This window comes from Rhizobium leguminosarum bv. viciae USDA 2370 (assembly GCF_002008365.1).
Classification (GTDB): Bacteria; Pseudomonadota; Alphaproteobacteria; order Rhizobiales; family Rhizobiaceae; genus Rhizobium; species Rhizobium leguminosarum.
Map to the genome: position 1 here is coordinate 349173 of NZ_MRDL01000015.1, position 25031 is coordinate 374203.

14 protein-coding genes and 2 pseudogenes are annotated in these 25031 nt (G+C 61.4%); 4 read left to right on the forward strand and 12 right to left on the reverse strand.

Translation table 11 applies throughout. From position 1 onward, the window contains the following. Positions 1 to 53: 53 nt before the first annotated feature. Positions 54 to 734: an amino acid ABC transporter permease gene (locus tag BS629_RS07810; protein WP_018244073.1), complete on the forward strand. Its 681-nt coding sequence runs from the start codon at positions 54 to 56 to the stop codon at positions 732 to 734. Beyond that, positions 731 to 1492, forward strand: a complete 762-nt coding sequence (locus tag BS629_RS07815) for an amino acid ABC transporter ATP-binding protein (RefSeq protein WP_018244074.1) — start codon at positions 731 to 733, stop codon at positions 1490 to 1492. Before BS629_RS07810 ends, BS629_RS07815 begins: the two co-directional genes overlap by 4 nt. 157 nt (positions 1493 to 1649) lie before the next feature. Here the strand turns inward: BS629_RS07815 and BS629_RS07825 are convergent, their stop codons facing one another. From BS629_RS07825 to BS629_RS07835, 3 genes and pseudogenes are all read right to left on the reverse strand, one after another. After that, positions 1650 to 2222, reverse strand: a complete 573-nt coding sequence (locus BS629_RS07825) for an NADPH-dependent FMN reductase (RefSeq protein WP_018448336.1) — start codon at positions 2220 to 2222, stop codon at positions 1650 to 1652. A gap of 197 nt (positions 2223 to 2419) precedes the next feature. Then, positions 2420 to 5884, reverse strand: a complete 3465-nt coding sequence (gene pyc, locus BS629_RS07830; RefSeq protein WP_018244076.1) for a pyruvate carboxylase — start codon at positions 5882 to 5884, stop codon at positions 2420 to 2422. 216 nt (positions 5885 to 6100) lie between these two features. Further along, a pseudogene (locus tag BS629_RS07835) lies at positions 6101 to 6855 on the reverse strand (helix-turn-helix transcriptional regulator). Positions 6856 to 7174: 319 nt separating this feature from the next. Between BS629_RS07835 and BS629_RS07840 the strand changes: the two are divergent. Continuing rightward, positions 7175 to 8938, forward strand: coding sequence for a glucan ABC transporter ATP-binding protein/ permease (locus BS629_RS07840; RefSeq protein WP_026188556.1), 1764 nt, complete (start codon positions 7175 to 7177; stop codon positions 8936 to 8938). Between the two features lie 228 nt (positions 8939 to 9166). Here the strand turns inward: BS629_RS07840 and BS629_RS40475 are convergent, their stop codons facing one another. Further along, positions 9167 to 9361, reverse strand: coding sequence for a helix-turn-helix domain-containing protein (locus tag BS629_RS40475; protein ID WP_157626506.1), 195 nt, complete (start codon positions 9359 to 9361; stop codon positions 9167 to 9169). 672 nt (positions 9362 to 10033) lie between these two features. On the opposite strand from BS629_RS40475, the pseudogene BS629_RS07865 reads away from it, so the two are divergent. After that, positions 10034 to 10367 (forward strand): annotated as a pseudogene (locus BS629_RS07865) (VOC family protein); the annotation flags it as partial. A gap of 18 nt (positions 10368 to 10385) precedes the next feature. On the opposite strand, the gene BS629_RS07870 reads toward BS629_RS07865, so the two are convergent. The 8 genes from BS629_RS07870 to BS629_RS07900 all read right to left on the reverse strand — a co-directional run bounded on the left by BS629_RS07870 (position 10386) and on the right by BS629_RS07900 (position 25030). Then, positions 10386 to 11624 (reverse strand): OpgC family protein, encoded by a 1239-nt coding sequence (locus BS629_RS07870; protein ID WP_018244081.1) that lies wholly within the window; start codon positions 11622 to 11624, stop codon positions 10386 to 10388. Positions 11625 to 11724: 100 nt separating this feature from the next. Further along, a complete protein-coding gene (locus tag BS629_RS07875) occupies positions 11725 to 20244 on the reverse strand; it encodes a glycoside hydrolase family 94 protein (RefSeq protein WP_077988097.1) in 8520 nt (2839 codons plus the stop codon). 567 nt (positions 20245 to 20811) lie between these two features. Further along, positions 20812 to 20976 carry a hypothetical protein gene (locus BS629_RS39140; protein WP_018244083.1) on the reverse strand — a complete coding sequence of 55 codons (165 nt, stop codon included), beginning with the start codon at positions 20974 to 20976 and terminating at the stop codon, positions 20812 to 20814. A gap of 127 nt (positions 20977 to 21103) precedes the next feature. Further along, positions 21104 to 21292, reverse strand: a complete 189-nt coding sequence (locus BS629_RS07880; protein WP_018244084.1) for a hypothetical protein — start codon at positions 21290 to 21292, stop codon at positions 21104 to 21106. A gap of 162 nt (positions 21293 to 21454) precedes the next feature. Beyond that, a complete protein-coding gene (locus BS629_RS07885; protein ID WP_018244085.1) occupies positions 21455 to 22204 on the reverse strand; it encodes an ABC transporter ATP-binding protein in 750 nt (249 codons plus the stop codon). Continuing rightward, complete coding sequence (locus BS629_RS07890) at positions 22201 to 23034, reverse strand: ABC transporter ATP-binding protein (RefSeq protein ID WP_018244086.1); 834 nt, start codon at positions 23032 to 23034, stop codon at positions 22201 to 22203. The genes BS629_RS07885 and BS629_RS07890 overlap by 4 nt, the downstream gene beginning before the upstream one ends. Beyond that, entirely contained in the window at positions 23031 to 23966 is a 936-nt protein-coding gene (locus BS629_RS07895) for an ABC transporter permease (protein ID WP_018244087.1), read from the reverse strand. The genes BS629_RS07890 and BS629_RS07895 overlap by 4 nt, the downstream gene beginning before the upstream one ends. Then, positions 23963 to 25030 (reverse strand): ABC transporter permease, encoded by a 1068-nt coding sequence (locus tag BS629_RS07900; RefSeq protein ID WP_018244088.1) that lies wholly within the window; start codon positions 25028 to 25030, stop codon positions 23963 to 23965. Before BS629_RS07900 ends, BS629_RS07895 begins: the two co-directional genes overlap by 4 nt. Between the last annotated feature and the right edge of the window lies 1 nt (position 25031).

Below are 25031 nucleotides of genomic sequence, written 5' to 3' on the forward strand. Positions count from 1 at the left end.
GTTGGGGAGGGGTATTTCGAGTATCACGACCCAACCGACGAGAGAGAACTCCCTTGGCGCACTGGCTCCAACTGATGGCGGAATCACTGCCCTCGCTCCTGTGGGCGGGGCTGATCTTCACCATTCCGCTGACCCTGTTATCCTTCGTCTTCGGCCTGGCCCTCGGGCTCGCCACCGCAATCGCCCGGCTCTTCGGGCCGATGCCGCTTTCGGCCATCGCGCGCTTCTATGTCTGGGTCATCCGCGGCACGCCGCTGCTCGTGCAGCTCTTCGTCATCTTCTATGGCCTGCCGAGCCTCGGCATCCTGCTCGATGCCTTTCCAGCCGCCCTCATCGGCTTCACGCTGAATATCGGCGCCTATAGCTCCGAGATCATCCGCGCGGTCATTTCCTCAGTACCGAAGGGCCAGTGGGAAGCCGCCTATTCGATCGGCATGAGCTGGCGCCAGGCGATGAGCCGCACCATCCTGCCGCAGGCAGCCCGCGTCGCCGTGCCGCCTTTGTCGAACACCTTCATCTCGCTGGTCAAAGACACCTCGCTTGCCGCCGCCATCACCGTGCCCGAGCTCTTCCAGGCGGCGCAGCGCATCGTCGCCACCACCTATGAGCCGTTGATCCTCTATATTGAGGCGGCGCTGATCTATCTCGTCCTGAGCTCCGTCCTCTCGCAGTTGCAGGTGCGGCTGGAACGCCGCTTCGCGCGTTATGGCGGCATGCTGGAGGCAAATGCATGATCGAGCTTTCCAACATTGAAAAACGCTTCGGCGACGCCGTCATCCTCAAGGATATCAGCATCCGTATTCCTGAAGGCAGCGTCACCGCGCTGGTCGGGCCTTCGGGCGGCGGCAAGAGCACGCTGTTGCGCTGCATCAACCTGCTCGAAATTCCGACCGCCGGTTCCATCCGCCTCGGAGAGGAAAGGCTGGCCTTCGCACCGGGCAAGCGAACGAGCTGGCCGGCGATCCAGAAGATCCGCCGCCAGACCGGCATGGTCTTCCAGAATTTCCAGCTCTTCCCGCATCAGACCGCGATCGAGAATGTCATGGAAGGCCTGGTGACGGTATTGAGATGGCCGAGGGAAAAGGCCCGCGAGCGTGCGATGGAATTGCTGACCAAGGTCGGCATGACCCATAAGGCCGATGCCTGGCCTTCGACACTGTCGGGCGGCCAGCAGCAGCGCGTCGCGATCGCCCGCGCACTGGCGCCGTCGCCGCGCGTGCTTCTCTGTGACGAGCCGACATCCGCCCTCGATCCCGAGCTTTCGGCCGAAGTGGTCGATGTGCTGGGCCAACTTGCCAGCGAAGGCACGACGATGGTGATGGCGACCCACGATCTCCGACTCGCCTCTAAGATCGCCAATGACGTGGTTTTCCTGGAAGCCGGGAGCGTCGTCGAAACGGGCAGCGCCAGAGCGATCTTCAGTGCGCCGGAGCGCGAACGCACCAAACGTTTCATTTCGACGATCAACGCCGCCCATACTTACGATATCTGAGCTAGAGCATGATGCCGAAAAGTGTGAGCGGTTTTCGGACGACATCATGCTCTATTTCTTTGATTTAGATCCGGATTCAGATTTTAGGCCAACCTGGCCTAAAATCATCCGGATCTAATGCCGGGATGCGAACATCCCGGCATTGCTGGAACTCCAATCAGGAGGCCGTGACGACCGAGCGCGCCGCCTTCAGCGCATTGCCCCACCAGGTGAGCTGGTCGAGCTGGTTCTTCGCCGCTTCGTTGAGATGCGCGTAGTCGCTGAGGCTCTTGCCTTCCTTGAGGACGCCGAGATATTCGCCGAGCGCGATATGCACGCCCGTTTTCACCGACGCCGCACCCATTTCCACGAAGATCAGGCGAAGATGCTCGACCGCACGTGCGCCGCCGACGCCGCCGTAACCGACGAAACCGACCGGTTTGTGGATGAACTCGCCGAGGTCGATGGCGTTCTTCAGAACCGCCGTCGGAGCGTGATTGTACTCGGCAGCGGTGAAAATGAAGCCGTCGAATTCACGCAGCTTCTTTTTCCAGCGCTCTGCCGTTTCGCTTTCAGCGGTCGTCGCACGCTGCTCACCGAAAAAATGCATGGGGTAGTCGAGCAGGTCGAGAACCTCGACCTCGATGTCCTGGCGCTCGGCGGCGATAGCGGCAATCCACTTGGCCGGATGCTCGGCAAAACGGCCGATACGCGTGCTGCCGACGATGACGGCAATCTTCAATTTGCTCATGGAGATGATGTCCTGATGGGTCTTGGGGGCAGGTGGTAAGAGTGCAAGTCTATGAGAAAGCCTCCGCGCCGGGCAAGGCGCGAAGGCTGCGGACATTCGAAAAATCAGCTTTTTGACAGGCCGATCGTACACAATCGAGTGAATGGAGCCGGCTCGCAAAGTCGGCTGATGGGCGTCTTTGCGAGGATGGCAGCCATTCAACCTGCGTAAACGACGAGCAGGTCCTTGGCGTCGATCTGGTCGCCGGCCCGCACCAGCACCTCGGAAATGGTGCCGTCCTTTTCCGCATGCAGCGCCGTTTCCATCTTCATCGCCTCGATCGAGACGAGCACGTCGCCGGCATTGACGGCCTGGCCGGGTGAGACGAAGACACGACTGATGACACCCGGCATCGGCGCGCCGACATGAACGGCATTGCCCGGCTCGGCCTTGCGGCGGACGGCCGCACCCGTCGCCCCATGCGCCCGGTCCGGCACCTTGATACGGCGCGGCTGGCCGTTGAGCTCGAAGAAGATGGTCACCATGCCCTGGCTGTCGGTGGCGCTCATCGCCTGATTGACGATGACGAGCGTTTTGCCGCGCTCGATATCGGCAAACAGTTCCTCGCCGTCCTTGAGACCGTAGAAATAGGCGGGTGTCGGCAGCACCGAGACTGGGCCGTAGGTATCGGAGGCGAGCGCGAAGTCGGTGAAGACCTTCGGATACATCAGGTAGGAAGCGAATTCGAAGTCGCTGATCTCGCGCTCCAGCTTCGTCTCGATGACTTTACGCTCCGCATCGAGATCGGCCTCCTTGAGCAGCGAACCGGGACGCACGGTATAGGGCTTGTCGCCCTTCAGCGCCTTCTTCTGCAGCGCCTCGGGCCATCCTGAAGGCGGCTGACCGAGATCGCCCTTCAGCATCGAGACCACCGATTCCGGGAAGGAGACTTCCTTCTCGGGGCTGACGACGTCTGCAACCGTCAGGTCCTGGGACACCATCATCAGCGCCATGTCGCCGACGACCTTGGAAGACGGCGTCACCTTGACGATATCGCCGAACATCTGGTTGGCGTCGGCATAGGCCTGCGCCACCTGATGCCAGCGGGTTTCGAGGCCGAGCGAGCGGGCCTGTTCCTTGAGGTTGGTGAACTGGCCACCCGGCATTTCGTGCAGATAGACTTCGGATGCTGGTCCCTTCAGATCGCTTTCGAAGGCGGCGTATTGGTTACGCGCCGCTTCCCAATAGAAGGAGATACGGCGGATCCATTCCGGATCGAGGCCCGGATCACGCTCCGTACCGCGCAACGCCTCGACGATCGAACCGAGACAGGGCTGCGAGGTATTGCCGGAAAGCGCATCCATGGCTGCATCGACGGCATCGACGCCGGCATCGACAGCGGCAAGAACGGTTGCGGCTGCAATACCCGATGTATCATGCGTGTGGAAATGGATCGGCAGGCTGGTCGCCTCGCGCAGTGCCTTGAACAGAACCTTCGCAGCCGCAGGCTTGAGGAGACCTGCCATATCCTTGAGCGCAATGATATGTGCGCCCGCCTTCTCGAGCTCGACCGCAAGATCGGTATAGTATTTCAGATCGTATTTCGGACGGGCCGAGTTCAGGATATCGCCGGTATAGCAGATCGCCGCCTCGCAGAGCTTGTTCTCCTCGGCAATGGCATCCATCGAGACGCGCATGTTCTCGACCCAATTCAGACAATCGAACACGCGGAAGAGATCGATACCGCCCCTGGCCGCCTGGCGGACGAAATATTTGACGACATTGTCGGGATAATTGGTGTAGCCGACGCCGTTGGCGCCGCGCAACAGCATCTGCAGCAGAAGGTTCGGCGCGCCCTCGCGGATCAGCGCCAGGCGCTCCCACGGGTCCTCGGTCAGAAAGCGCATCGAGACGTCGAAGGTCGCTCCGCCCCAGCATTCGAGCGACAAAAGCCCTGGCAGCGCATGTGCATAGGTGCCGGCGATGCGGGCGATGTCATAGGTGCGCATGCGGGTGGCGAGCAGCGACTGGTGGCCGTCGCGCATCGTCGTGTCGGTCAAAAGCACGCGCTTCTCGTTGCGCATCCATTCGCCGAATTTCTTCGGGCCGAGCGTGTCGAGGAGCTGCTTCGTGCCATCCTTGACCGTATTGCCGTTGGCGTAGGGAACCACCGGCTCGGCAGCATTTTCCAACGGCTTCGGCCTGTCCTTGGCCTCGGGATGGCCATTGACGGTGACGTCGGCGAGATAGGTCAGGAGCTTCGTGGCGCGATCCTGGCGCTTCACCTGCTGGAAGAGCTCCGGCGTCGTGTCGATGAAGCGTGTCGTGTAGCTGTTATCCCGGAATTTCGGATGGCCGATGATCGCTTCGAGGAAGGTCAGGTTGGTGGCCACGCCGCGAATACGGAATTCGCGCAACGCACGATCCATGCGGGCGATCGCTTCGGACGGATTGGGCGCCCATGCCGTGACCTTGACGAGAAGGGGATCATAAAAACGGGTGATGATGGCGCCCGAATAGGAGGTGCCGCCATCGAGGCGGATGCCGAAACCGGATGCTGAGCGATAGGCGGTGATGCGGCCGTAATCCGGAATGAAATTATGCTCCGGATCCTCCGTCGTGATGCGGCACTGCAGCGCATGGCCGTTGAGGCGGATATCCTCCTGGCGCGGCACGCCGGATTCCGCCGTGCCGATCGCAAAGCCGTCGAGGATGTGGATCTGCGCCTTGACGATGTCGATGCCGGTGACGACTTCGGTCACGGTATGCTCGACCTGGATGCGCGGATTAACTTCGATGAAATAGAATTTCCCGGTATCGGCATCCATCAGATACTCGACGGTACCGGCGCCGATATAATTGGTCGCGGCGGCGATCTTCAACGAATAGGCGGCGAGTTCCTGGCGCTGCGCCTCCGAGAGATAGGGTGCCGGCGCGCGCTCGACGACTTTCTGGTTGCGGCGCTGGATCGAGCAGTCACGCTCGAAGAGATGCACGACATTGCCGTGCGTATCGCCGAGAACCTGGCTTTCGACATGGCGGGCGCGCTCGACGAGCTTTTCCAGATAGACCTCGTCCTTGCCGAAGGCGGCCATCGCCTCGCGTTTGGCTTCCGTGACCTCGCGGGCAAGATCCTTTGGATCGCGGATCGCGCGCATGCCGCGCCCGCCGCCACCCCAGGAAGCCTTCAGCATGACGGGGTAGCCGATTTCTTCCGCCATCTTCGCCACTTCGGCCATGTCCTCCGGCAGGGGCCCGGTGGCCGGGACTACAGGGACGCCGACCGAAATCGCCAGGTTGCGCGCCGCGACCTTGTTGCCGAGCTGGCGCATCGTATCGGCCTTCGGGCCAATGAAGATGATGCCGGCCTTGTTGCAGGCATCGACAAATTCGGGGCTTTCCGACAGCAGGCCGTAGCCGGGATGGATGGCATCGGCGCCGGAGAGTTTCGCGACGCGGATCACCTCCTCGATCGACAGATAACTCTCGATCGGACCCATGTCCTTGGAAAGATGCGGGCCGCGACCGACCTGGTAGCTCTCGTCCGCCTTGAACCGGTGCAGCGCCAGCTTGTCCTCTTCCGCCCAGATCGCCACGGTTTTTATTCCAAGCTCGTTGGCCGCGCGGAACACGCGAATGGCAATTTCGGAGCGATTGGCAACGAGAATCTTGGAAATGGGCAAAACGGTCTCCTCAGACGTTCAGGCGCGGGCAATGCTGCACCCGCGAAGAAAATTCTTAACTTCTTGTTACAGAAAGTTCAATTTCTCTTGCGACTGCGAAATGCAATTTCTCGCCATGCTGAGCAACTCCAGGAAAAGTGCGAAGCGGTTTTCCGTCTGGAGTTGCGTAAAAATAAAAATCAGAGCAATTCCGCTTCGATGAGAAGCGGAATTGCTCTAACTTATCAGGCCGTGGCGGAAGGCAAGCGCCACCGCCTGCTGCCTGTTTTTCGCCTTCAGTTTATCCTGCAGACCGTTCATATACCAATCGACCGTGTGGTTTGAGATCTTCAGCATCTTGCTGATCTCCATCGAAGTCATGCCTTCGGCGAGATAATGCAGGATTTCCATCTCGCGCCGCGTCAGCGGCGTGTCGGCCGGCAAACGGTTTCCAGCGCCGGCGCCTCGCCTTTCAGATCGAGCAACCGCCAGAAGGCCTTGCGCGCCACCGCCTCCAACAATGCGATCTCCACCGGCGACAACTCGATCGGCTTGCCGGCGAGACTGAGGCTGGCGAGAGTACCGTTGCGTCCGTGGATCGGAAAGATGTAGCCGTCCTCCAGTCCGTGGCCGAAGGCATCGACCATCATCTGCTCCATGCGGCGCTGATGCGCATCCTTGTGGAAGGCCGCCATCGCCTCCCGCCAGCGGAAAGGCCGCTGCGCGTGGCCGAGATAGCGCACCATCGGATCGATCAGAGCATATTTTTTCGCGGCATATATCCGCGGCCAATGCTCCGGCCAGCGGCCGGCCAGCGCCGCAGCCCAGGACTCTGGATTCTGCTGCACCGGGTTCTGCGGCAAATGACGCAGCAGGCCGTAATATTCGAAACCGCAACCGTGGAGGATCTGCTCCAGCTCGGTGACGACAGCTTCAGGATTTGAGCATTCTTCCAGAATTACAAGCAATTGAATTAACGAATTAATATTCACAAAAATGCCCCTTGCCCGGACCTGTTGCCCGCATGAGGCCGTCGGCGGCTGGTCAAACTGGTCGCGAAACGGTCTTCTTTAATAAATGCAGTCTGTAATTTAATGCTGTGCTAAACATTTAATAAAATGCAAGCGCAAATTGTTGCGAGATATGGCCAGGCGGCAATTTCGGCGTCATGGCCACTCGTCGCTCCTGCGATAATACGATCGCGGCAATCATCACATCGATCGAACCCTGACTACTCCGTTAATCGCCCGTTCAGGTAGGCTTTTGTAGCATCGCATCATCCCGTTTTCGCAGATGCACAAGAGGTTCGACGTGACGCTATTCAAGGTCTATGCAAGAGCTCTGCGCTATCTTGGCGCCTACAAGCTGCGCGTATCCCTGGTCGTTGTCGCAAACATTGTTCTTGCGACGATCACCATCGCGGAGCCGATCCTGTTCGGTCGCATTATCGATGCGATTTCGGGCAAGGGTGAGGTCAAGCCCATCCTCTTCATGTGGGCGACTTTCGCCGTCTTCAACACCATTGCCTTCGTCCTGGTGGCCCGCGAGGCCGACAGACTGGCCCATGGCCGGCGAGCGACGCTGTTGACGGAAGCCTTCGGCCGCATCATTTCCATGCCGCTCGGCTGGCACCATCAGCGCGGCACCTCCAACGCGCTGCATACATTGCTGCGCGCCTGCGAGACGCTGTTCGGCCTCTGGCTGGAATTCATGCGCAACCATCTGTCGACGGTCATCGCGCTTGCCCTTCTGATACCGACCGCAATGTCGATGGACCTGCGCCTTTCCGCCGTACTCATGGTGCTCGCCATCGCCTACTGGCTGATCGGCCGCGTCGTCATGAGCCGCACCAAGGACGGCCAGGCTTCGGTCGAGAACCATTATCACACCGTCTTCTCGCATGTCAGCGACTCGATCAGCAACGTTTCTGTCCTGCACAGCTACAACCGCATCGAGGCCGAAACCAGGGCGCTGAAATCCTTCGCCGACCGTCTGCTCGAAGCGCAGTATCCGGTGCTCGACTGGTGGGCGATCGCCAGCGCACTGAACCGCATGGCGTCGACCATCGCGATGATGGTGGTCCTGATCATCGGCACCATGCTCGTCCAGGCCGGCCAGCTGCGCGTCGGCGACGTCATCGCCTTTATCGGCTTCGCCAACCTGTTGATCGGCCGCCTCGACCTGATGCGCCAGTTCGCTACGCAGATTTTCGAGGCCCGTTCCAAGCTCGAGGAATTCTATGCGCTGGAAGACTCGGTGCGTGAACGTGAAGAGCCGGCCGGCAACGGCGAAATCAAGGACGTCAGGGGTGCGATCGAATTCCGCGACGTCTCCTTCGGCTTCGGCAACAGCTCGCAGGGCCTGCATAACGTCTCCTTCTCGGTGAAGGCAGGCCAGACGGTCGCGATCGTCGGCCCGACCGGCGCCGGCAAGACGACGCTCGTCAACCTGCTGCAGCGTGTCTATGATGCCCAGGGCGGCAAGATCCTCGTCGACGGCACCGATATCACCAAGGTGACCCGTAAGTCGCTGCGTCGCCACATCGCCACCGTCTTCCAGGATGCGGGCCTGCTGAACCGTTCGATCAGCGACAATATCCGCCTTGGTCGCGAAGGCGCCAGCGAAGAGGAAATGCGCCGTGCGGCCGAAGCCGCCGCCGCCGCCGACTTCATCGAGACCCGTGAGGAGCGCTACGATACGCATGTCGGTGAACGCGGCAACAAGCTCTCCGGCGGCGAGCGCCAGCGTATCGCGATTGCTCGCGCCATTCTGAAGGACGCGCCAATCCTGGTGCTCGACGAGGCGACCTCGGCGCTCGACGTCGAAACCGAAGCCCGCGTCAAGGCCGCAATCGACAACCTGCGCCAGAACCGCACCACCTTCATCATCGCCCACCGCCTGTCGACGGTCCGCGAAGCCGATATGGTGCTCTTCCTGGATGACGGCCGTGTCGTCGAACAGGGCAGCTTCGACGAACTCAGCCACAGCAACGGCCGCTTCGCCGCCCTGCTGCGCGCCAGCGGCATCCTGACGGACGAAGAAGTCCGCAAGGCCCATGCCACCGAAGCCGCCTGATCGGTTCGGGTTTCAAGATAAAGGCCGGAAGGGTAGCTCCTTCCGGCCTTTTTGTTTGCTCTGAGACCTGGCAGGCTTTCCTGGTCAGATTGAAGCATTCTGTTGGCCCAAAGGAGTTCAATGATCGAGCGGCCGACGCCCGTCGTCGCCGACGGCGGCAAAGGTCCAGAGATCCTGCGGCCGGCGGGCGATCTTGCGAGCCCCCAGGCCGGATGCTCGTCCCGGATATCAAGCAACCGCATGTTCGAGATCGGCTCCCGTGCGCCATGGGCTGGCATGCGGCCGGCGGGAGCAGTCCTCCACCGGCTCGCCCGCCCGCAAGCGCCGCAGCCAGACGTAGCCGGTCTGTCGGCTGATGCAGTGGCGCTGGCAAAGCTCAGATACGTTCTCCCCCTCAAGCTCTGCCAGCCGGCAGAATTCCAAATATTCGTCCGCAATCGACCTCGGCCGCTAGAGCCTTTCCTGGTCAGATTGAAGCATTCTGTTGGCTCAAACGGAGTCGGATGCTCGACCGGCCGGCGCGCATCGTAGCCTGGCTCTACGGCCAAGCCGGCCGGTTGAGGCAAACTGCAAGACCTAGAATCGCCGGAGGTACCCCATTGCTTCGTATGGCGAAGCAGTGCGGCCGGTGGGCGAGCATCTTTCCACCAGGGCAGAGGCGATCGGCTCGGGCGGAATGCTTCAATCTGACGAGGCTCGAAACCATGCCGACCTCCCGAGAAATCATCACGGAAGTGTCAGGCATGTCTCCGAACATCTGTCAGTATTGCATCAAGGCCGTGGGGGAGATGCCCGGCATGGCCGAGGGGTATCCGACGCCGCAACGTCTCCGCGGGACTTGGACGATTGATCCCCTCGCCGATCTTTCCTAGAGCCTTTCCGGGTTGGATTGAAGCATTCTGCCGGAGCAGGTTTTCGTCAGGGCAAAGGCGATTGGCGATGGGCATACCCCTTGGTACGTCCGAGCCGATCGCCTCTGATCCTGACGGAAAGATGCCCGGCCCTTCGGGTTGGCTCAAACGGAGTCGGAATGCTTCAATCTAACCCGGAAAGGCTCTAACCTCCGCCAGTCGAAGAGCAACGGGGAGCGAAGCCATGAAGGTCCTGCGCATCGTCGCCAATATTCAGGCACCGGATATCACTCTGGCCCGGCGCTTCCATCAGGATATCCTCGGTCTCGACGTCATCATGGATCACGACGTTCGGCACCCCGCGCTCGATGAACGTTCAGCTCAGCATCGCCAGCGAAGGCGGTTCCGGAACGGAGGTGCCCGCCCTCTCGATCGAGGTCGACGACCTCGATGCTGCTTTCGCGGCAATGTCGGCCTCAGGCTTCCCGATCGAGTACGGCCCGGCCGACGAGCCTTGGGGCGTCAGGCGCTTCTATGTGCGCGATCCCTTCGGCAAGCTGGTGAATATCCTCCTTCATGTCGGGCAAATCCGAGCTCTATTTCCGATCGTTCTGGCGATAGACATTTGCCGTTCTGCCAATGCGGACAGGAACAGGGATGGTGGCGGTATCGGCGACAAGTTTCCCCTTGAGCCTGCCCTGCTGGCGCTTGCGTTCGAGATAATAGGCATAGGCGAATTGTGTCGCGACCCCAGCGATCACGAAGAGCGGACCGATCAGTTGGTCCTTGTTGGTGATGTAGAGCACCACCTGACCGATCATGGCGAGGATCGTGCCGGCGACGAAGATGTTCAGCGAGTGGCGGCCGAGGATCGTCAGCGGATGGTCCGCAGGACGGCGCAGGATACGCGACAGTGCCGGGATGCTGATAACGAGATAGGTCAGCGCCAGCACATGCAGCAGCCGCGGCAGCGACAGGAAGGTCTTGTCGAAACCGGTGATGACAGGCGGCAGGCCAAGTGCTGCCAGCGAGTTGCCGAAAATCCAGAGATGGCCGGTCACCCAGATGAAGGACAGCATGACGTAACCGGCAGCAACCGTCAGCAGCAGCGGATGCTGCGGGATCGTGCCGCCGCGCTTGATATGCAGCATCGAGACGATGCCGATCGTAAACAGGAACTGCCAGGAGAGCGGATTGAGGAACCAATAGCCCTCGATCAGCATGTTGTGCGGCGCCACTTCGTAGATGCCCGCAAGCAGCCAGACCGTGCCCGAGACACCGAGCGCCAGCCAAGGGCTTCGCGCATTCAAGAGCAGGATGACCGGCACCATCAGCATCAGCGCCCCGTACATCGGCAGGATATTGTTGTAGCCGATCTGGTGGCCGAGCAGCAGCAGCGCTGGAATGCCTTCCTTCAGGTTCATCAAAACCGCCAGGATATTGATCTCGACCAGCAACCCCGGCCTATGAAACAGCCACGCACCGCAGAGAAAGAGCGCCAGCGTCATGAAGGTGGTGATCATATGGGCGAGATAGAGCGTGAAGGCGCGCTTTGCCGACTTGATCGCCACCGTGAGCCGGTTGCCCGGCTGGAAGCGGCCCCCATAGGCAAGGCCGACGGCAATGCCGGAGATCAGCACGAAGGCCTCGGCGGCATCGGAGAAACCGAAATTCTTCGTCGTCACATATTCGAAAATCTGTCCGGGAACATGATTGATGAAGATCATGATCAGGGCCACGCCACGCAAGACGTCGAGCCTCGTGTCACGCACTGACGCAGCTGCGGATAGGGAACTGCGCCCCGTGACGATGGCTTGGGTCGGCGTGCTTGCCATTGGTCTCTCCTTATTATCCGATTTGCAAACGCGACGACGGCCAAAAGGGTTCCCTTTTGGCCGTCGCGAATCGCCGTCTTTTTCAGCGTGGAGAACGCTGTTATCCGAGCGGATATCCCTCTTCGGGATCGGTGACTTCGCAGCCGTTGATTGACAGAGTGTAGCCGCTGCCATTGGACGCTTTTGAGACCGAAATGCGGTATTTGCCGCCGCCTTGCTCCACCTCTGCCGCAAAACCGTCCCATTCCGAAGGGAGCGACGGGCGCACGTAAATCCGGCCGTCCTTCAGCCGGATACCGAGGATGCCCTCGACGGCGGCGCGATAGAGCCAGCCGGCTGACCCGGTATACCAAGTCCAGCCGCCGCGCGACGTACAAGGCTCGTTTCCGTAGACGTCGGCCGCCACGACATAGGGTTCGACGCGGTATTGCTCCGCTGAAGCCTTGTCGAGCGCATGGGTGATCGGGTTGAGGATCTGGAAGCAGCGGAAGGCATCGTCGCCCCGCTTCAGCTCCGCCAGCGCCATCACGACCCAGGTCGCGGCATGGGTATATTGCCCGCCGTTTTCGCGCACGCCCGGCGGATAGGCCTTGATATAGCCGGGATCCCTGGCGGAATTGACGAAAGGCGGCGTGAACAGCCGGATGATGCGGGCATCCTCGTCGACCAGCTGATCGAGCACCGCATCCATCGCCGTGACCGCGCGGGCCGGATCGCCCTCGCCCGACAGCACGCTCCAGGACTGCGCGATCGAATCGATCCGGCATTCGAGGCTTTCCCTGGAGCCGAGCAGCGCACCGTCGTCGAACGTGCCGCGGCGATAGTAGCCGCCATCCCAGGCCGCAGTTTCCAGCGCCTTCTTCAGCTCGGTGAGATGCGCCGACCAGCGCTCTGCACGGGCCGTGTCGCCGCGCTCTTCGGCATAGGGAATGAAGGAGCGCAATGCCCCCGCCAGGAACCAGCCGAGCCAGACGCTGGTGCCGCGCCCGCCGACGCCGACGCGGTTCATGCCGTCGTTCCAGTCGCCGCCAAGGAACAGCGGCAGGCCGTTGGCCCCCTTGCGAGCGATGGCGAGATCGAGCGCCAGCGCCGCGTGTTCGTAGACGCTCGCCTTGTTCTCGGAGATCTCCGGCTTGTAGAACGAGTCGTGCTGGCCTTCGAGCAGTGCCGGCCCTTCCAGGAAGGCGATCTCCTCGTCGAGCACGTTTTTGTCGCCGGTGACGCTGCAATAGTGGTGGATCGCGTAAGCGAGCCAGACGACGTCGTCGGAGATCAGCGTACGCACGCCCGCACCCGTTCCCGGCAGCCACCAATGCTGTACATCGCCTTCGCGGAATTGCCGCGACGCGGCATTCAGGATCTGGCGGCGGGCAAGCGAGGGCTCGTGCAGCACGAAGGCCAGCGTGTCCTGCAGCTGGTCGCGGAAGCCGAAGGCGCCGCTTGCCTGGTAGAAGGCGGTGCGGGCCATGATGCGGCAGCCGAGGCTCTGATAGGGCAGCCAGGTGTTGACGAGATTGTTCATCCCGCGATCTGGCGTCGATATCTGCAGCCTGCCGGTGAAATCCCGCCAGAAGGCGCGGTTTGCCTCGACGGTCTCGTCGAACGAAGCCTTGCGGATGTCGGCGATGACAGTGCGCGCTTCTTCTTCCGTCGGCGTATCGCCGAGGAAGAATGTGAAGTCGCGCTCTTCGCCGGCGCCGAGCTCGATGTCGATTGCAAGCGCCGCGGCCGGATCGCCATCGAGTTCCGTCGCGCCGGAAAGAGCGGCGGCGGAGGTGACGGCCTGCGGTGCCTGGATCGTCCCCGCCTTACCGATGAATTCGCGCCGGCTTGCCGAGAAACTCGAAAGTGTCTCGCTCGCAGCGAAGAATGCAGTGCGGTTCGAAAAATCGATGCTGTAGGGATTGGTGGCAAACAGCGCCCCCGTCTCCTCATCATGGCTCGACAGGATGAAAGGCACCGTGCGTCCCGGATTGCTGCCGAGAATCCATTCGACATAACCGTAGAGACGCAGCTTGCGGCCAGTCGAACCGGTGTTGCGCAGGCGCAGGCGTTGCAGTTTCACCGGCTTTTCGCGGTCGATCGTCTGCGTCAGCTCAAGCGCGATATCGTGCTGAACGCTGGAGAAGACGGAATAACCGAGCCCGTGGCGGGCTTCGAAACGGATGTCCGGCCGGCGGGAAAGTGTTGCGAACGGCGTCATGACGGCACCGCTGTCCAGATCGGTGAGATAGAATGCCTCGCCCGAACGGTTGACCACCGCATCGTTCGACCAGGAGGTCAGCTGATAGTCGCGCGAATTGACGCTCCAGGTGAAACCCGAGCCCTCGGCCGAAACGTGGAATCCGAAGCTGTCGTTGGAAATGACATTGATCCAGGGCTGCGGCGTCGCATGACCTCCAGGCAGCCGAACGACATATTCGCGTCCGTCGCGGGCAAAGCCGCCGATGCCGTTCCAGAAGTCGAGATCGCCTTCCTCCTCGATGATGACGGCGGGCACGACAGGTGGCGGCACCGGCGCAACACGCTTGACGGGGGCCTTGTTGCGCTCGACCCGTTCCATCTCCTGCAGTTCCTCCTTGGAGGGTGCAAACAGCGCGACGGCGCGGTTGATCTGGTCGACCACCTTGCCGTTCTTGGTGTGTAGCGTGACGCGGGAAGCCGCGATCAGCGCATGATAAGTTGCTTCTTCCATCAGGTCCTTGCGAACCGCAAAGATATGCTGGCGCAACCCGTCGGCCTGGCCCATGCGGCGCACGTTTTCGCACATGGCGTCGAGCGCATGCTGCATGTCCTGCGCATAGGACGAAGCGCGTTCGTTCATGATGACGAGATCGGCGGTGACGCCGCGCGAGCGCAGATATTCCTGCGCCAGCAGCGCCTCGCGGGCGATGTCGAGGTCCATGTCATCGTTGATGCGCAGCGTGAAGATCGGGAAGTCGCCAGAGATCGCCAGCGGCCAGAGCGCCGATTGCGACTGCAGGCCGGCCTCGACGGTCGCCTCGTCCTTGCGCAGTTGCATGTCGGGATAGACGAGGTAGCGTCCGAGATGCTGGAAGGCGGCCGCCTGCTGGGAGGTGACGCCGACATGGCGCATCTGCACCTGCGTGCGTGTCCAGGCCTGGACGAGCTCGTGGGTGAAGGCATCGGGATGACGGTAGCGATTGACCGCCTTGTCGACTTCCTCGCGGCTTGGCGCCGCAATCGTCCAGAAGATCACGCTGACTTTCTTGCCGGCCGGTACGCGGACGGTGCGACGCAGCGACATGACGGCATCGAGCATGAAGCCATCGCTGCCGGAAAGCGTGGCACCCGGATCGAAGGCCGCCGCATCGGCAAGGCTGCGGCCACGGCCGATGAACTTGCGCCGGTCGGTCTCGAATTCGGTATGGCGGGTGTCGCCGGCATTGTCGACGATCAGATGTGCGATGCTGATATTCGGCTCGTTCGGGTCGCGCTTGTTGCGTTCGGCGCGGATGACGTCGCCGCGCTTGCCGATCTCTGTCTTGACGAACATGCGGGCGAATGCCGGATGCGCATTGTCGGTATCGTCGGAGGTGATCACCGGTTCGAGATAGGAGGTGACCTCGATGAAACGGTCTTCCGTGCCCATGTTGAGCAGCGTGACGCGACGGGCCTCGGCATCATGCTCGGTGGCGACGATGCATTCCACCTCGCTTGTGAGGTCGCCGACCATCTTGGTGAACTGCGCCTTCTCGTCGGCGAATTCGACCTTGATCTTTTCGCCTTCGACGCCCTTCGGCTCTGATGTCGCCGACCACCATTCGTTGGTGGCGGTATCGCGCAGGAAGATGAAGCTGCCCCAGCGGTCTTCAGTCGGATCAGGCTTCCAGCGGGAAACGGAAAGATTGTTCCAGCGGGAATAACCGGCGCCCGTCGCCGTCAGCATCACCGAATAATGACCGTTCGACAGGAAGACGAGTTCGCGGTCACGGGAAGCCGGATCGCTGATCTTCCTGAGCTCGGGCCGCAGGAGATCGTCCTGGATGCTGGCCGGTGTGTCGGATTCATGCTTGCCGCTCATGACAGGAATGTCGCGAGGCGCTTTTTCCTGCAGCAGCAACTCCGCCGCCTCGATGACGGGATCGGCGTGGAAGAGCTCGCGCAGATGACCATTGAAGGCGACGTTGGCGACCGCCGCGATCGACATGCCGTGATGGTGGGCATAATAGTTGTAGACCACCGCGCATTTCTTGCCTTCCGGCACGCGCGTCGGCGTGAAGTCGACGGCGTCGTGGAAGCCGAACTTGCCGAGTGCGCCGAGCTTGCGCAGCTTTTGCAGGTTTTCCAGCGCGGCCGGCGGATCGTACTGGCTGGCAAGCAGCGAGGCATAGGGCGCGATGACGGCATTGTGGCCGAGGCCGCGCTTCAGACCGAGCGTGGGCACGCCGAAATTCGTGTACTGATAATTGAGGTTATGGTCGCGGGCATTGAAGGCCGCTTCCGAAATGCCCCACGGAATACCGAGTTTGCGGGCGTAATTCATCTGCTCGACGACGACCAGATTGTTGGTCTGGTTGAGAATACCCCCGCCGCGCTCCTGCATGACGAGCGGCGGCATCAGATATTCGAACATCGAACCGGACCAGGAAACCAGCGCACCGCGCGACCCCACAGGCACGACCTGGCGGCCGAGGCGATACCAGTGTTCCGTCGGCAGGTCGCCCTTGGCGATGCCGAAGAGGCTGGTCAGGCGGCATTCCGATGCGAGAAGGTCATAACAGGCCTGGTCGAGTTCACCGCTTTCGACGCGATAGCCGATCGACAGCAGACGACGCTCCGGCCGGAACAGGAAGCCGAAATCCATCGAGAAGGCGAGATCGCGCGCCTTGTCGCGCAGCGCCACCAGGCGCGGCCGCAGCGCATCGACTTTGGAAAGGTCGAAGGTGCTGTCGGAAATATGCGCCTCGCAGACCTTCACCAGGGATGCCGCCCATTGGGTGACCTCTTCGCTCTGCTTCGACTTGACCTCATGGTCGAGATTGGCGGCGAGCTTCTCGATGTCGCGCGCGAGAACCGCAAGGTTGATGATGCGGATCGAGGCGAATTCGTGCTCGCGTTTGACGGCGGCAAGCGCGTTCTGGAAGCCGACGATGCGCTCCTCCAGGCGCCGACGCAGCGGGCGCACGGTCTTGCGGTCATCGGGCAGGTCCGCCAGCACTTCTCGGAGAATGCCGGCCGTGTCGCCGACGCCGTCGAGATTGCCCTGCATATGGGCGGACGGCGCCTCGGCCCAGTTGCGGCAGGCCGACGAAATGGCGATCAGATGGCCGGCGAGATTGCCGCTGTCGACGGCCGAGACGTAACGGGGGCCCAGCGTCTGCAGCGTATCGGTGTGATACCAGTTGAACAGATGGCCGCGGAATTTCTCCATTCTGTCGATCGTCGCGATCGTCTGCTCCAGCCGTTCGAGCGTCTTCTCGAAGGAGAACCAGCCAAAATGCCGGCCGGAAACGACGGAAAGCAGATAGACGCCGATATTGGTCGGCGAGGTGCGCGCCGCGACAATCACATGCGGCGTTTCCTGGATATTGTCCGGCGGCAGATAGTTCTGCTCGGCCGTCGTGAAGGTCTCGAAATAACGCCAGGTGCGCCGGGCGATCTTGCGCAGTTCGCTCGACACGGAATCGGCGACCTCGAGCCGGTCCTCGGTCTCCGCCGACTGGCTGACATACCAGGCGACAACCGGCGACAGGATCCACAGCAGCGCGAAGGGAATGCCGACAAGGAAGGCGTTGTCGCCGGGAAGAGCTGCGAAACCGAGCGCCAGCAGCGCCAACGCCGGTGCATGCCACATCGCCTTGTAATAGGAGATCAACGTGCCCTGGCCGCCGGCCTGAACGCTGGCAGCGGTCCGCCACTGCAGCATCAGCTTGCGGCTGACGAACAGGCGATAGAGCGAACGGCCGATCGCATCCGCCATCATGCAAGCCGAATCGGCGATGAAGACGATGCGCAGCGCAACCTGGGCGTTGGCGGCCGTGATATCGGACCAGACCGTATAGAGATGGGCGCGGGCGATGATATCGCTGGTGCGCGGGATGATGCCGTTGATGAGCGACAGCGTCGGCGCGACGAAGAGGCAGAAGATCAGCAGAATCTGCCAGATCAGCGCGCCGAGCGGACCCATGAAATACCAGCCGAGCACGGAGGCGAAGAACCAGGCGATCGGCGTCAGCGAGCGGCGCAGATTGTCGAACATCTTCCAACGGCCGAGTGCCGTGACGCCGTATTTCGGATTGAACATGTAGGGGAGAAGCTGCCAGTCGCCGCGCGCCCAGCGATGCTGGCGCGAAGTTTCCACCTCGTAGCGGATCGGGAAATCCTCCACCAGTTCGAGATCGGTGACGAGCGCGCAACGCGCCATCGAGCCTTCGAGAAGATCGTGGCTGAGCACGGAGTTCTCGTCGATCCGGCCCTTCAACGACGCTTCGAAGGCATCGACATGGTAAAGGCCCTTGCCGGTGAAGGTGCCTTCGCCGGCGAGATCCTGATAGACGTCGGAAACGGTGAAGACGTAAGGATCGAGGCCACGGTTGATAGAAAAGACGCGCTGGAAGACCGACGCGTCCTTGCCCGTCGTCAGCGACGGGGTGACCCGCGGCTGCAAGACGCCATAGCCGCTTTCGACGCGGCCGGTTTTCGGATTGATGACCGGGCGGTTGATCGGATGATAGAGCTTGCCGACGAGCTTGGTGACAGCATCGCGCATCAGGCGCGTATCGGCATCGAGCGTCATGACATATTGCACATTGGCCGGCACGGTATTGGCGCCCGGCAGGTAGGTCGTGTCGCGGTCGCCGCGCAGAAGCATGTTCAGCTCGTGCAGCTTGCCGCGCTTGCGCTCCCAGCCCATCCAGACGCCTTCCGCGGGATTGTAGAGGCGGCGGCGATGCAACAGATAGAAACGCGTCTTGCCGTCATAGGCATAGCGGGCGGAGAGATTGGCGATCTCGCGCCTGGCATAATCGAGAACCTCGAGATCGGCAGGCGTTTCCTCGACCTCGCTGTCCGGCCAGTCGCTGAGCATCGCGAAATAGATCTCGCCGCGCGGATTGGCGAGATAGTGAACCTCGAGATTGCGCACGTGATCGTCGACGCTGTCACGGTTCGAGATCAGGCAGGGCACGACGAGCAGCGTGCGCGCATCTTCCGGAATGCCTTCCTTGAACTCGTAGCCGACGAGGCGCGCCGGCGTCACGAAGAAGGATAGCAAGGTGTTGAAGAGACCTGTCGCCCCCTCCGACGCCGGCACCGAGAACATGATCAGCAGCAGGGCGATTTCAAACGCACCCATGCCGGCATTCGCCATGAACTTGCCGACGATCGCCATGGCGATGATGGTCAGCAGCATGACGGGCACGGCAATCGCCAGCCAGTTGAACCGGCGCACGGCGCGCACAAAATGCTGGATGACCGTCGGGCGATAGTTCGCCCGTGCTTCGAGCTTCGGCCGCTGCGCGCCGGACAGGAAGCCGCCGACATTCGGTTCGTGCGGCTGCGGCTCGTCGGAGGCCTTGGCGGCGTCAGTCATGTCCAGCGCCAGCTGGGCGATTTCCATTTCCGTCAGCGGCGAGCGCTTGGCCAGCTTCTCGATCTGTTTGCGATATTTGTTGCGCGAGCCGGAATCGAGGATGCCGTAATCCGAATGCTCCCAGAGCAGCTTGTCGACATGGCTGACCTGCTCGACCCAGACCGACCATTCGGCATCATCGATCTCGCGAAGGCTGCGGATGATGTTGCCCATCGTCACGTTGCCGGAAGAGAGTCGGCTGTGTTCGGCTGTCGTCGTCTCTTCGGTGTTGCGGCCGAGCTCTTCCAGCCGCGCGTCGAGCCAGGTGATCGCCAGGCTCGACGTCTGCGAGCCGTCGCGCAGGCGATAGAGGAACTGCGTCGAGAAGGTATTGTCCTCGGCAAGCGATTCCAGCGTCTTCAGATAGGCGGTCGCCCCGGCTGGATCCGTTAGGCGCACCAATTCATCGGCCGCCTCGTTGGCGCGGCGACGCAGGCGGCGGCTTGCTTCGACACGGCTCGAAATGCGGCGAAGGTTTTCGACGAGCACATAGCGCACGAGGGAGGGCAACGCCCAGAGTTCGCCGATCCTGAGCGTCTCGCTGGCCTGGAAGCCATCGACCAGCGCCGTCAGGCTTTCCTGCGAGATCGTGCTGTGGGTATGAGCGACATAGAGCCAGGCAAGCACGAGGGTGCGCGGCACCTCGACGCCGCCGACGACCATGGTCGGCAATTCGCGATAGAAGCGGCGAGGGAAGTCGCGCCGCACCTCCTGGATCGCCTCTTCGACGATATAATGATTGTCCAGCAGCCATTCTGCCGCCGGCGTGATCGTCTCGCCGGCTTCGACGTCAGTCGCCGTGGTCCGGTAGACACGCAGAATTTCCTTCTCGTTTTCCTTATGGCGGGCGAAGAAATCGAAGGGAGCGAAAGCCGGCAGCTTGTCGACGCCGTTGCGGGCGACCGCATCGCCCATCGCCTTGATGTCCTCGATGGAAAGATAGGTCGAGCGGATCGAATCGTTATGATCGATCTGCTTCGTCTCGGGTTCGCGCGAAAGGCTCGGAGAAAGATTGGAAATAGACATGGGTTCGGTTCTGGATCCAAACGAAGTTATGGCTGTTTTGCTCAGCCTTTTGCACTGCTTATCATGACTGCTACATGAACGGAGCCCTATTCTTCAAAGATCGATGAAGTGGGGGTGAACGACACTTGGCAAGCGATGCAGACGGGCTAAGCCCTGGTTCAGGACGCGGCCCGACAGGATCGAGACCATCGATACCTCTCCGCGAAAGCCATGTCGAAAATTTGGACACTATCGGGATAATTCAAGTCAAGAGGCGTTCACCGCTTGCCCGGCGAGCTTGTCTGGGCGGTGGGAATGACGAAAATGCCGGCCCCTGGTCCCGGCGATCAACGGCTTCGATTTCAGAAAAAGAAAAGAAGACGATCGCCAGATCCTACGCCTGACAGCGATTTGGGCGAGCTTGCACCCCGCGCTTGAGCAAGTTCGCCGTGGCGCGCTTTGGATGGCGTGAAAAGAATAGAAGAATGATGATGAGTGGGAAAGCCGAGACAAATTAATGTTCGGAATTCAATAAGGGCGGAAACCGCCGCAGCGCCGGCACCTGCCGACGCTTAATCATCCACCGGATTACCCGACGACGCCGCAAACCATGGCCACGACGAACAGGAACGCCGCGGTGAAGATCGCTCCATGAAGCACCGTCTGAAGCCTGTGGCGCGTGGTGAGCGGCTTCTTGGTCGGTACGGAACCATACTGGTTCACGTGAGCATGCGAAATACCCAGATCTGCCATATGTCGCCTCCGTTGTTCTCGTGCGGCCGGTTGTGCGGCTCGCGCTTATATTCTTATTTTCTCTATCAAGTAGGTAGAGATAAAATTCCGTCTAGAGCGAACGGAAGAGAAAATTCAACCAGCCCTTTTAGCAGAGCGTGCGCCATGCCCAGATCAACGAGCGCTCGACGGCACTCTCCTTCTCAGGCGGGTTGGAGGAAGCCTCGATCAGCCGGCGGTCCTTTTCCGCGGGAAGGGATACCGAAATCTGTTCCCGGCGATCGGTTTTCACCGGAGGATCGAGGTAGCCCATGGTCATCCCACCGAGAAAGAACATGCTTCAACCTCCATCGATCACGAAAGCTAACAAACGTTAACGGGATCATGACAGAAGCAAGGCAGCTGTCAATAGTCTAGTTGAATGGTCGTCTTTTAGGAAAACATTATCCTTAACAGCGCCGCCGATCTTTTCTTTTCAAAGGTTTGAAAAGATTGGCCTTCAGGCTTTGACGAAACCCTTGCTCGCGATCATCAAATTTCTCGTATAATCCTCGTGAACCGCACCCGCCGCCAGTTCCTGCGAGCTCAACCGCTCGACGACGGCGCCGTTGCGCATCACGGCGAGCCGCTCACACATATGGGTGACGACACCGAGATCATGGCTCACCATCACGAAGGTGAGCTTGCGGTCGCGTCGGATCTGCTCCAGCAGGTTCAGCACCTCGGCCTGCACCGAGGCGTCGAGCGCCGATGTCGGCTCGTCGAGCAGCAGGATTGACGGTTCCACGATCAGCGCCCGGGCGATCGCCACACGCTGGCGCTGGCCGCCGGAGAGCTGGTGCGGGTAGCGGAAACGGAAACCATTGCCGAGGCCGACCTCGTCGAGCGCCCGGGCGATGCGCTTCTCGCTGTCGGCGATGCCGTGGATTGCAAGCGGTTCGAGCAGAAGCCGGTCGATGGTCTGGCGCGGATGCAGCGAACCATAAGGATCCTGGAAGACCATTTGCACGCGCCGGTAGAAGACTTTGCTGCGCTTCGAACCTTTCAACACTTCGTCGTCGATGTGGATCGCGCCGCCGCTGATCGGCGCAAGCCCGGCAACGGCCCGCAGCAAGGTCGATTTTCCCGAGCCGGACTCACCGACGAGGCCAAAGGATTCGCCGCGTTCGACGGCGATGCTGACATCCTTCAGCGCATGAAAATGGTCGTAGACGACGCTGAGATTGTCGACTTGAAGAGCTGCGCTCATGCCGCCCACTCCGGCTTGCGGTCGAGCACCGGCAGCGGATGGCGGTTTGCACCGATCTCGGGCATGCAATTCAGCAGTCCTTGCGTATAGGGATGCTGCGCATGTTTGAGATCGGCCGCCGCCAGTTCCTCGACGATCTTTCCGGCATACATGACGATGACGCGGTCGCAGAAGGAAGAGACCAGCCTCAGATCGTGGGAGACGAAGATCAGCCCCATGCCACGCTCGGACACCAGCTTGTCCATGATCCTCAGCACGTCGAGCTGCACCGTCACGTCGAGCGCCGAGGTCGGCTCGTCGGCAATCAGCAGTTCCGGTCCGGCAATGAGCATCATGGCGATCATCGCCCGCTGCCCCATGCCGCCCGAAACCTCGTGCGGATGCAGGTCGAAGACACGTTTCGGGTCGCGGATCTGCACCGCTTCCAGCATGGCGAGCGCGCGCTCGCGCGCCTCCGCCTTGCCGACCTTCTCATGTGTGCGCAGCGTCTCGCAGATCTGCCGTCCGATCGACATGACGGGATCGAGCGAATATTTCGGATCCTGCAGGATCATGGCGATGCGCTTGCCCCGCAGCCTGCGCCTTTCGCCGGCAGACGCATTGATCAGATCGATGCCGTTGAAATTAAGCCTGTCGGCCGTGACGATGCCGTGTTTCGGCGTCAGGCCCATGATCGCCCGTCCGGTCTGCGACTTGCCGGAACCGGATTCGCCGACGATGCCGAGCCTTTCCTTGCCGAGCGTGAAGGAGACGCCGCGCACGGCCTCGATCACGCCTGTGCGCGTGGGGTAGCTGACCTTGAGCTTGTCCACCGTCAGAAGTGTCGTCATTGGCCGCTCTCCTTGGGATCGAGCGCGTCGCGCAGGCCGTCGCCGAGGAGATTGAAGCCGAGGCTGACGATGAGGATGGCGATTCCGGGCATCGCCGCGACCCACCATTGATCGAGGATGAAGCGCCGGCCCGAGGCGATCATCGCACCCCATTCCGGCAGCGGCGGCTGCGCCCCGAGGCCGAGGAAACCCAGACCGGCCGCCGTCAGGATGATGCCCGCCATGTCGAGCGTCACGCGCACGATCAGCGAGGAAATGCAGAGCGGCATGACATGGCGCACGACAATGCGAAGCGGCGAGGCGCCCATCAGCTTCACCGCCGAAATATAGTCGGAACGCCGGACCGCCAGTGTCTCGGCACGGGCGATGCGCGCATAGGGAGGCCAGGAGGTGATCGCAATCGCGATGATCGCGTTCTGGATGCCGGGACCGAGAGCGGCGACGAAGGCGAGCGCCAGCACCAGCTTCGGAAAGGCAAGGAAGATATCGGTGATGCGCATCAGCGTCGCATCCACCCAGCCTCCGGCATAACCGGAGACGGTGCCGACGATCAACCCGATCGGCGCCGAGATGATGGCGACGAGCGCGACGACAAGGAGCGTCAATCGCGATCCGTAGATCAGCCGGGAATAAATATCACGGCCCTGGTCATCCGAACCGAGCCAGAATTCCCCCGTGCCGGGCGGCAGCAGGCGGGCGTTGCGCAGATCGCCGACAACGGGATTATGCGTGGCGATCACATCGGCAAAGGCGGCGATGAAAAGCAGCGCCACGATGATCAGCAGGCCGACGACGGCGAGCCTGTTTGCCGTGAACTGCCGCCAGGTGACATAGGTGCGGCCGAGGCGGGCCTGCATGCGCGATTGCGGCCGGTCGGAGAGCAGCCATTCGCGGCGGCTCATCGCAGGAGATGGGCTGGCATTGGCCGTCATCGGTTTCGCGTCCTCGGGTCGAGCGTCCGGTAGAGAAGATCGGACAGAAGATTGATACCGATGAAGACCGTACCGATGACGATCGTGCCGCCGAGCACGGCGTTCATGTCGGCGTTCTGCAGCGAATTGGTGATGTACAGCCCGATGCCTGGCCAGGAAAAGACGGTCTCGGTCAGCACCGATCCCTCGAGCAGGCCGGCATAGGAAAGCGCAATGACGGTAACGAGCGGCACGGCGGCATTGCGCAGCGCATGGCCCCAGATCACCCGCGTTTCCGAAAGCCCCTTGGCACGTACGGCGACGATATATTCCTGGGAAAGCTCGTTCAGCATGAAGCTGCGCGTCATCCGGCTGATATAGGCAAGCGAGAAGTAGCCGAGCAGGGATGCGGGCAGGATGATGTGGCGGAACACATCGTAGAACACATCCCATTGCCCCTGCCAGGCACTGTCCAGCAGGTAGAAGCCGGTGATCGGCGTGAACGTGTATTCGAAGACGATGTCGATGCGGCCGGGAAAGGCCACCCAGCGCAGTTGCGCATAGAAGATCACAAGCGAGATCAGCGCCAGCCAGAAGATCGGCACCGAATAACCGATCAAGCCAATGACCCGCACCACCTGGTCGACGATGCTGCCGCGGCGCACCGCGGCGAGAACCCCGAGCGGCACGCCGACGAAAGCGCCGATCAGCGTTCCGAGCGTCGCGAGCTCCACTGTCGCCGGAAATGCACGGCGAATATCGACCATTACCGGATTCGTCGTCAGGACCGAATTGCCGAAATCGCCGGACAGGATGCCTTTGATATAGATGAAGAACTGCTGGTAGAGCGGCAGGTTGAAGCCCATCTCCTGGCGCACGCGCTCGACGACATGGTTGGGCGCGCGATCGCCAAGGATGGCGAGCACGGGATCGATCGGCACGACGCGGCCGATGAAGAAGGTGACGGCCAGCAGGCCGAGATAGGTGGTGACGGCGGCAAACAAAAACCGCCCTAACGCCTTTGCAAAGGCGCCGGCACGGCCCTTTCGGGGCCGCGCCTCCTGCGTTGTTTCGACGGTGCTCAAG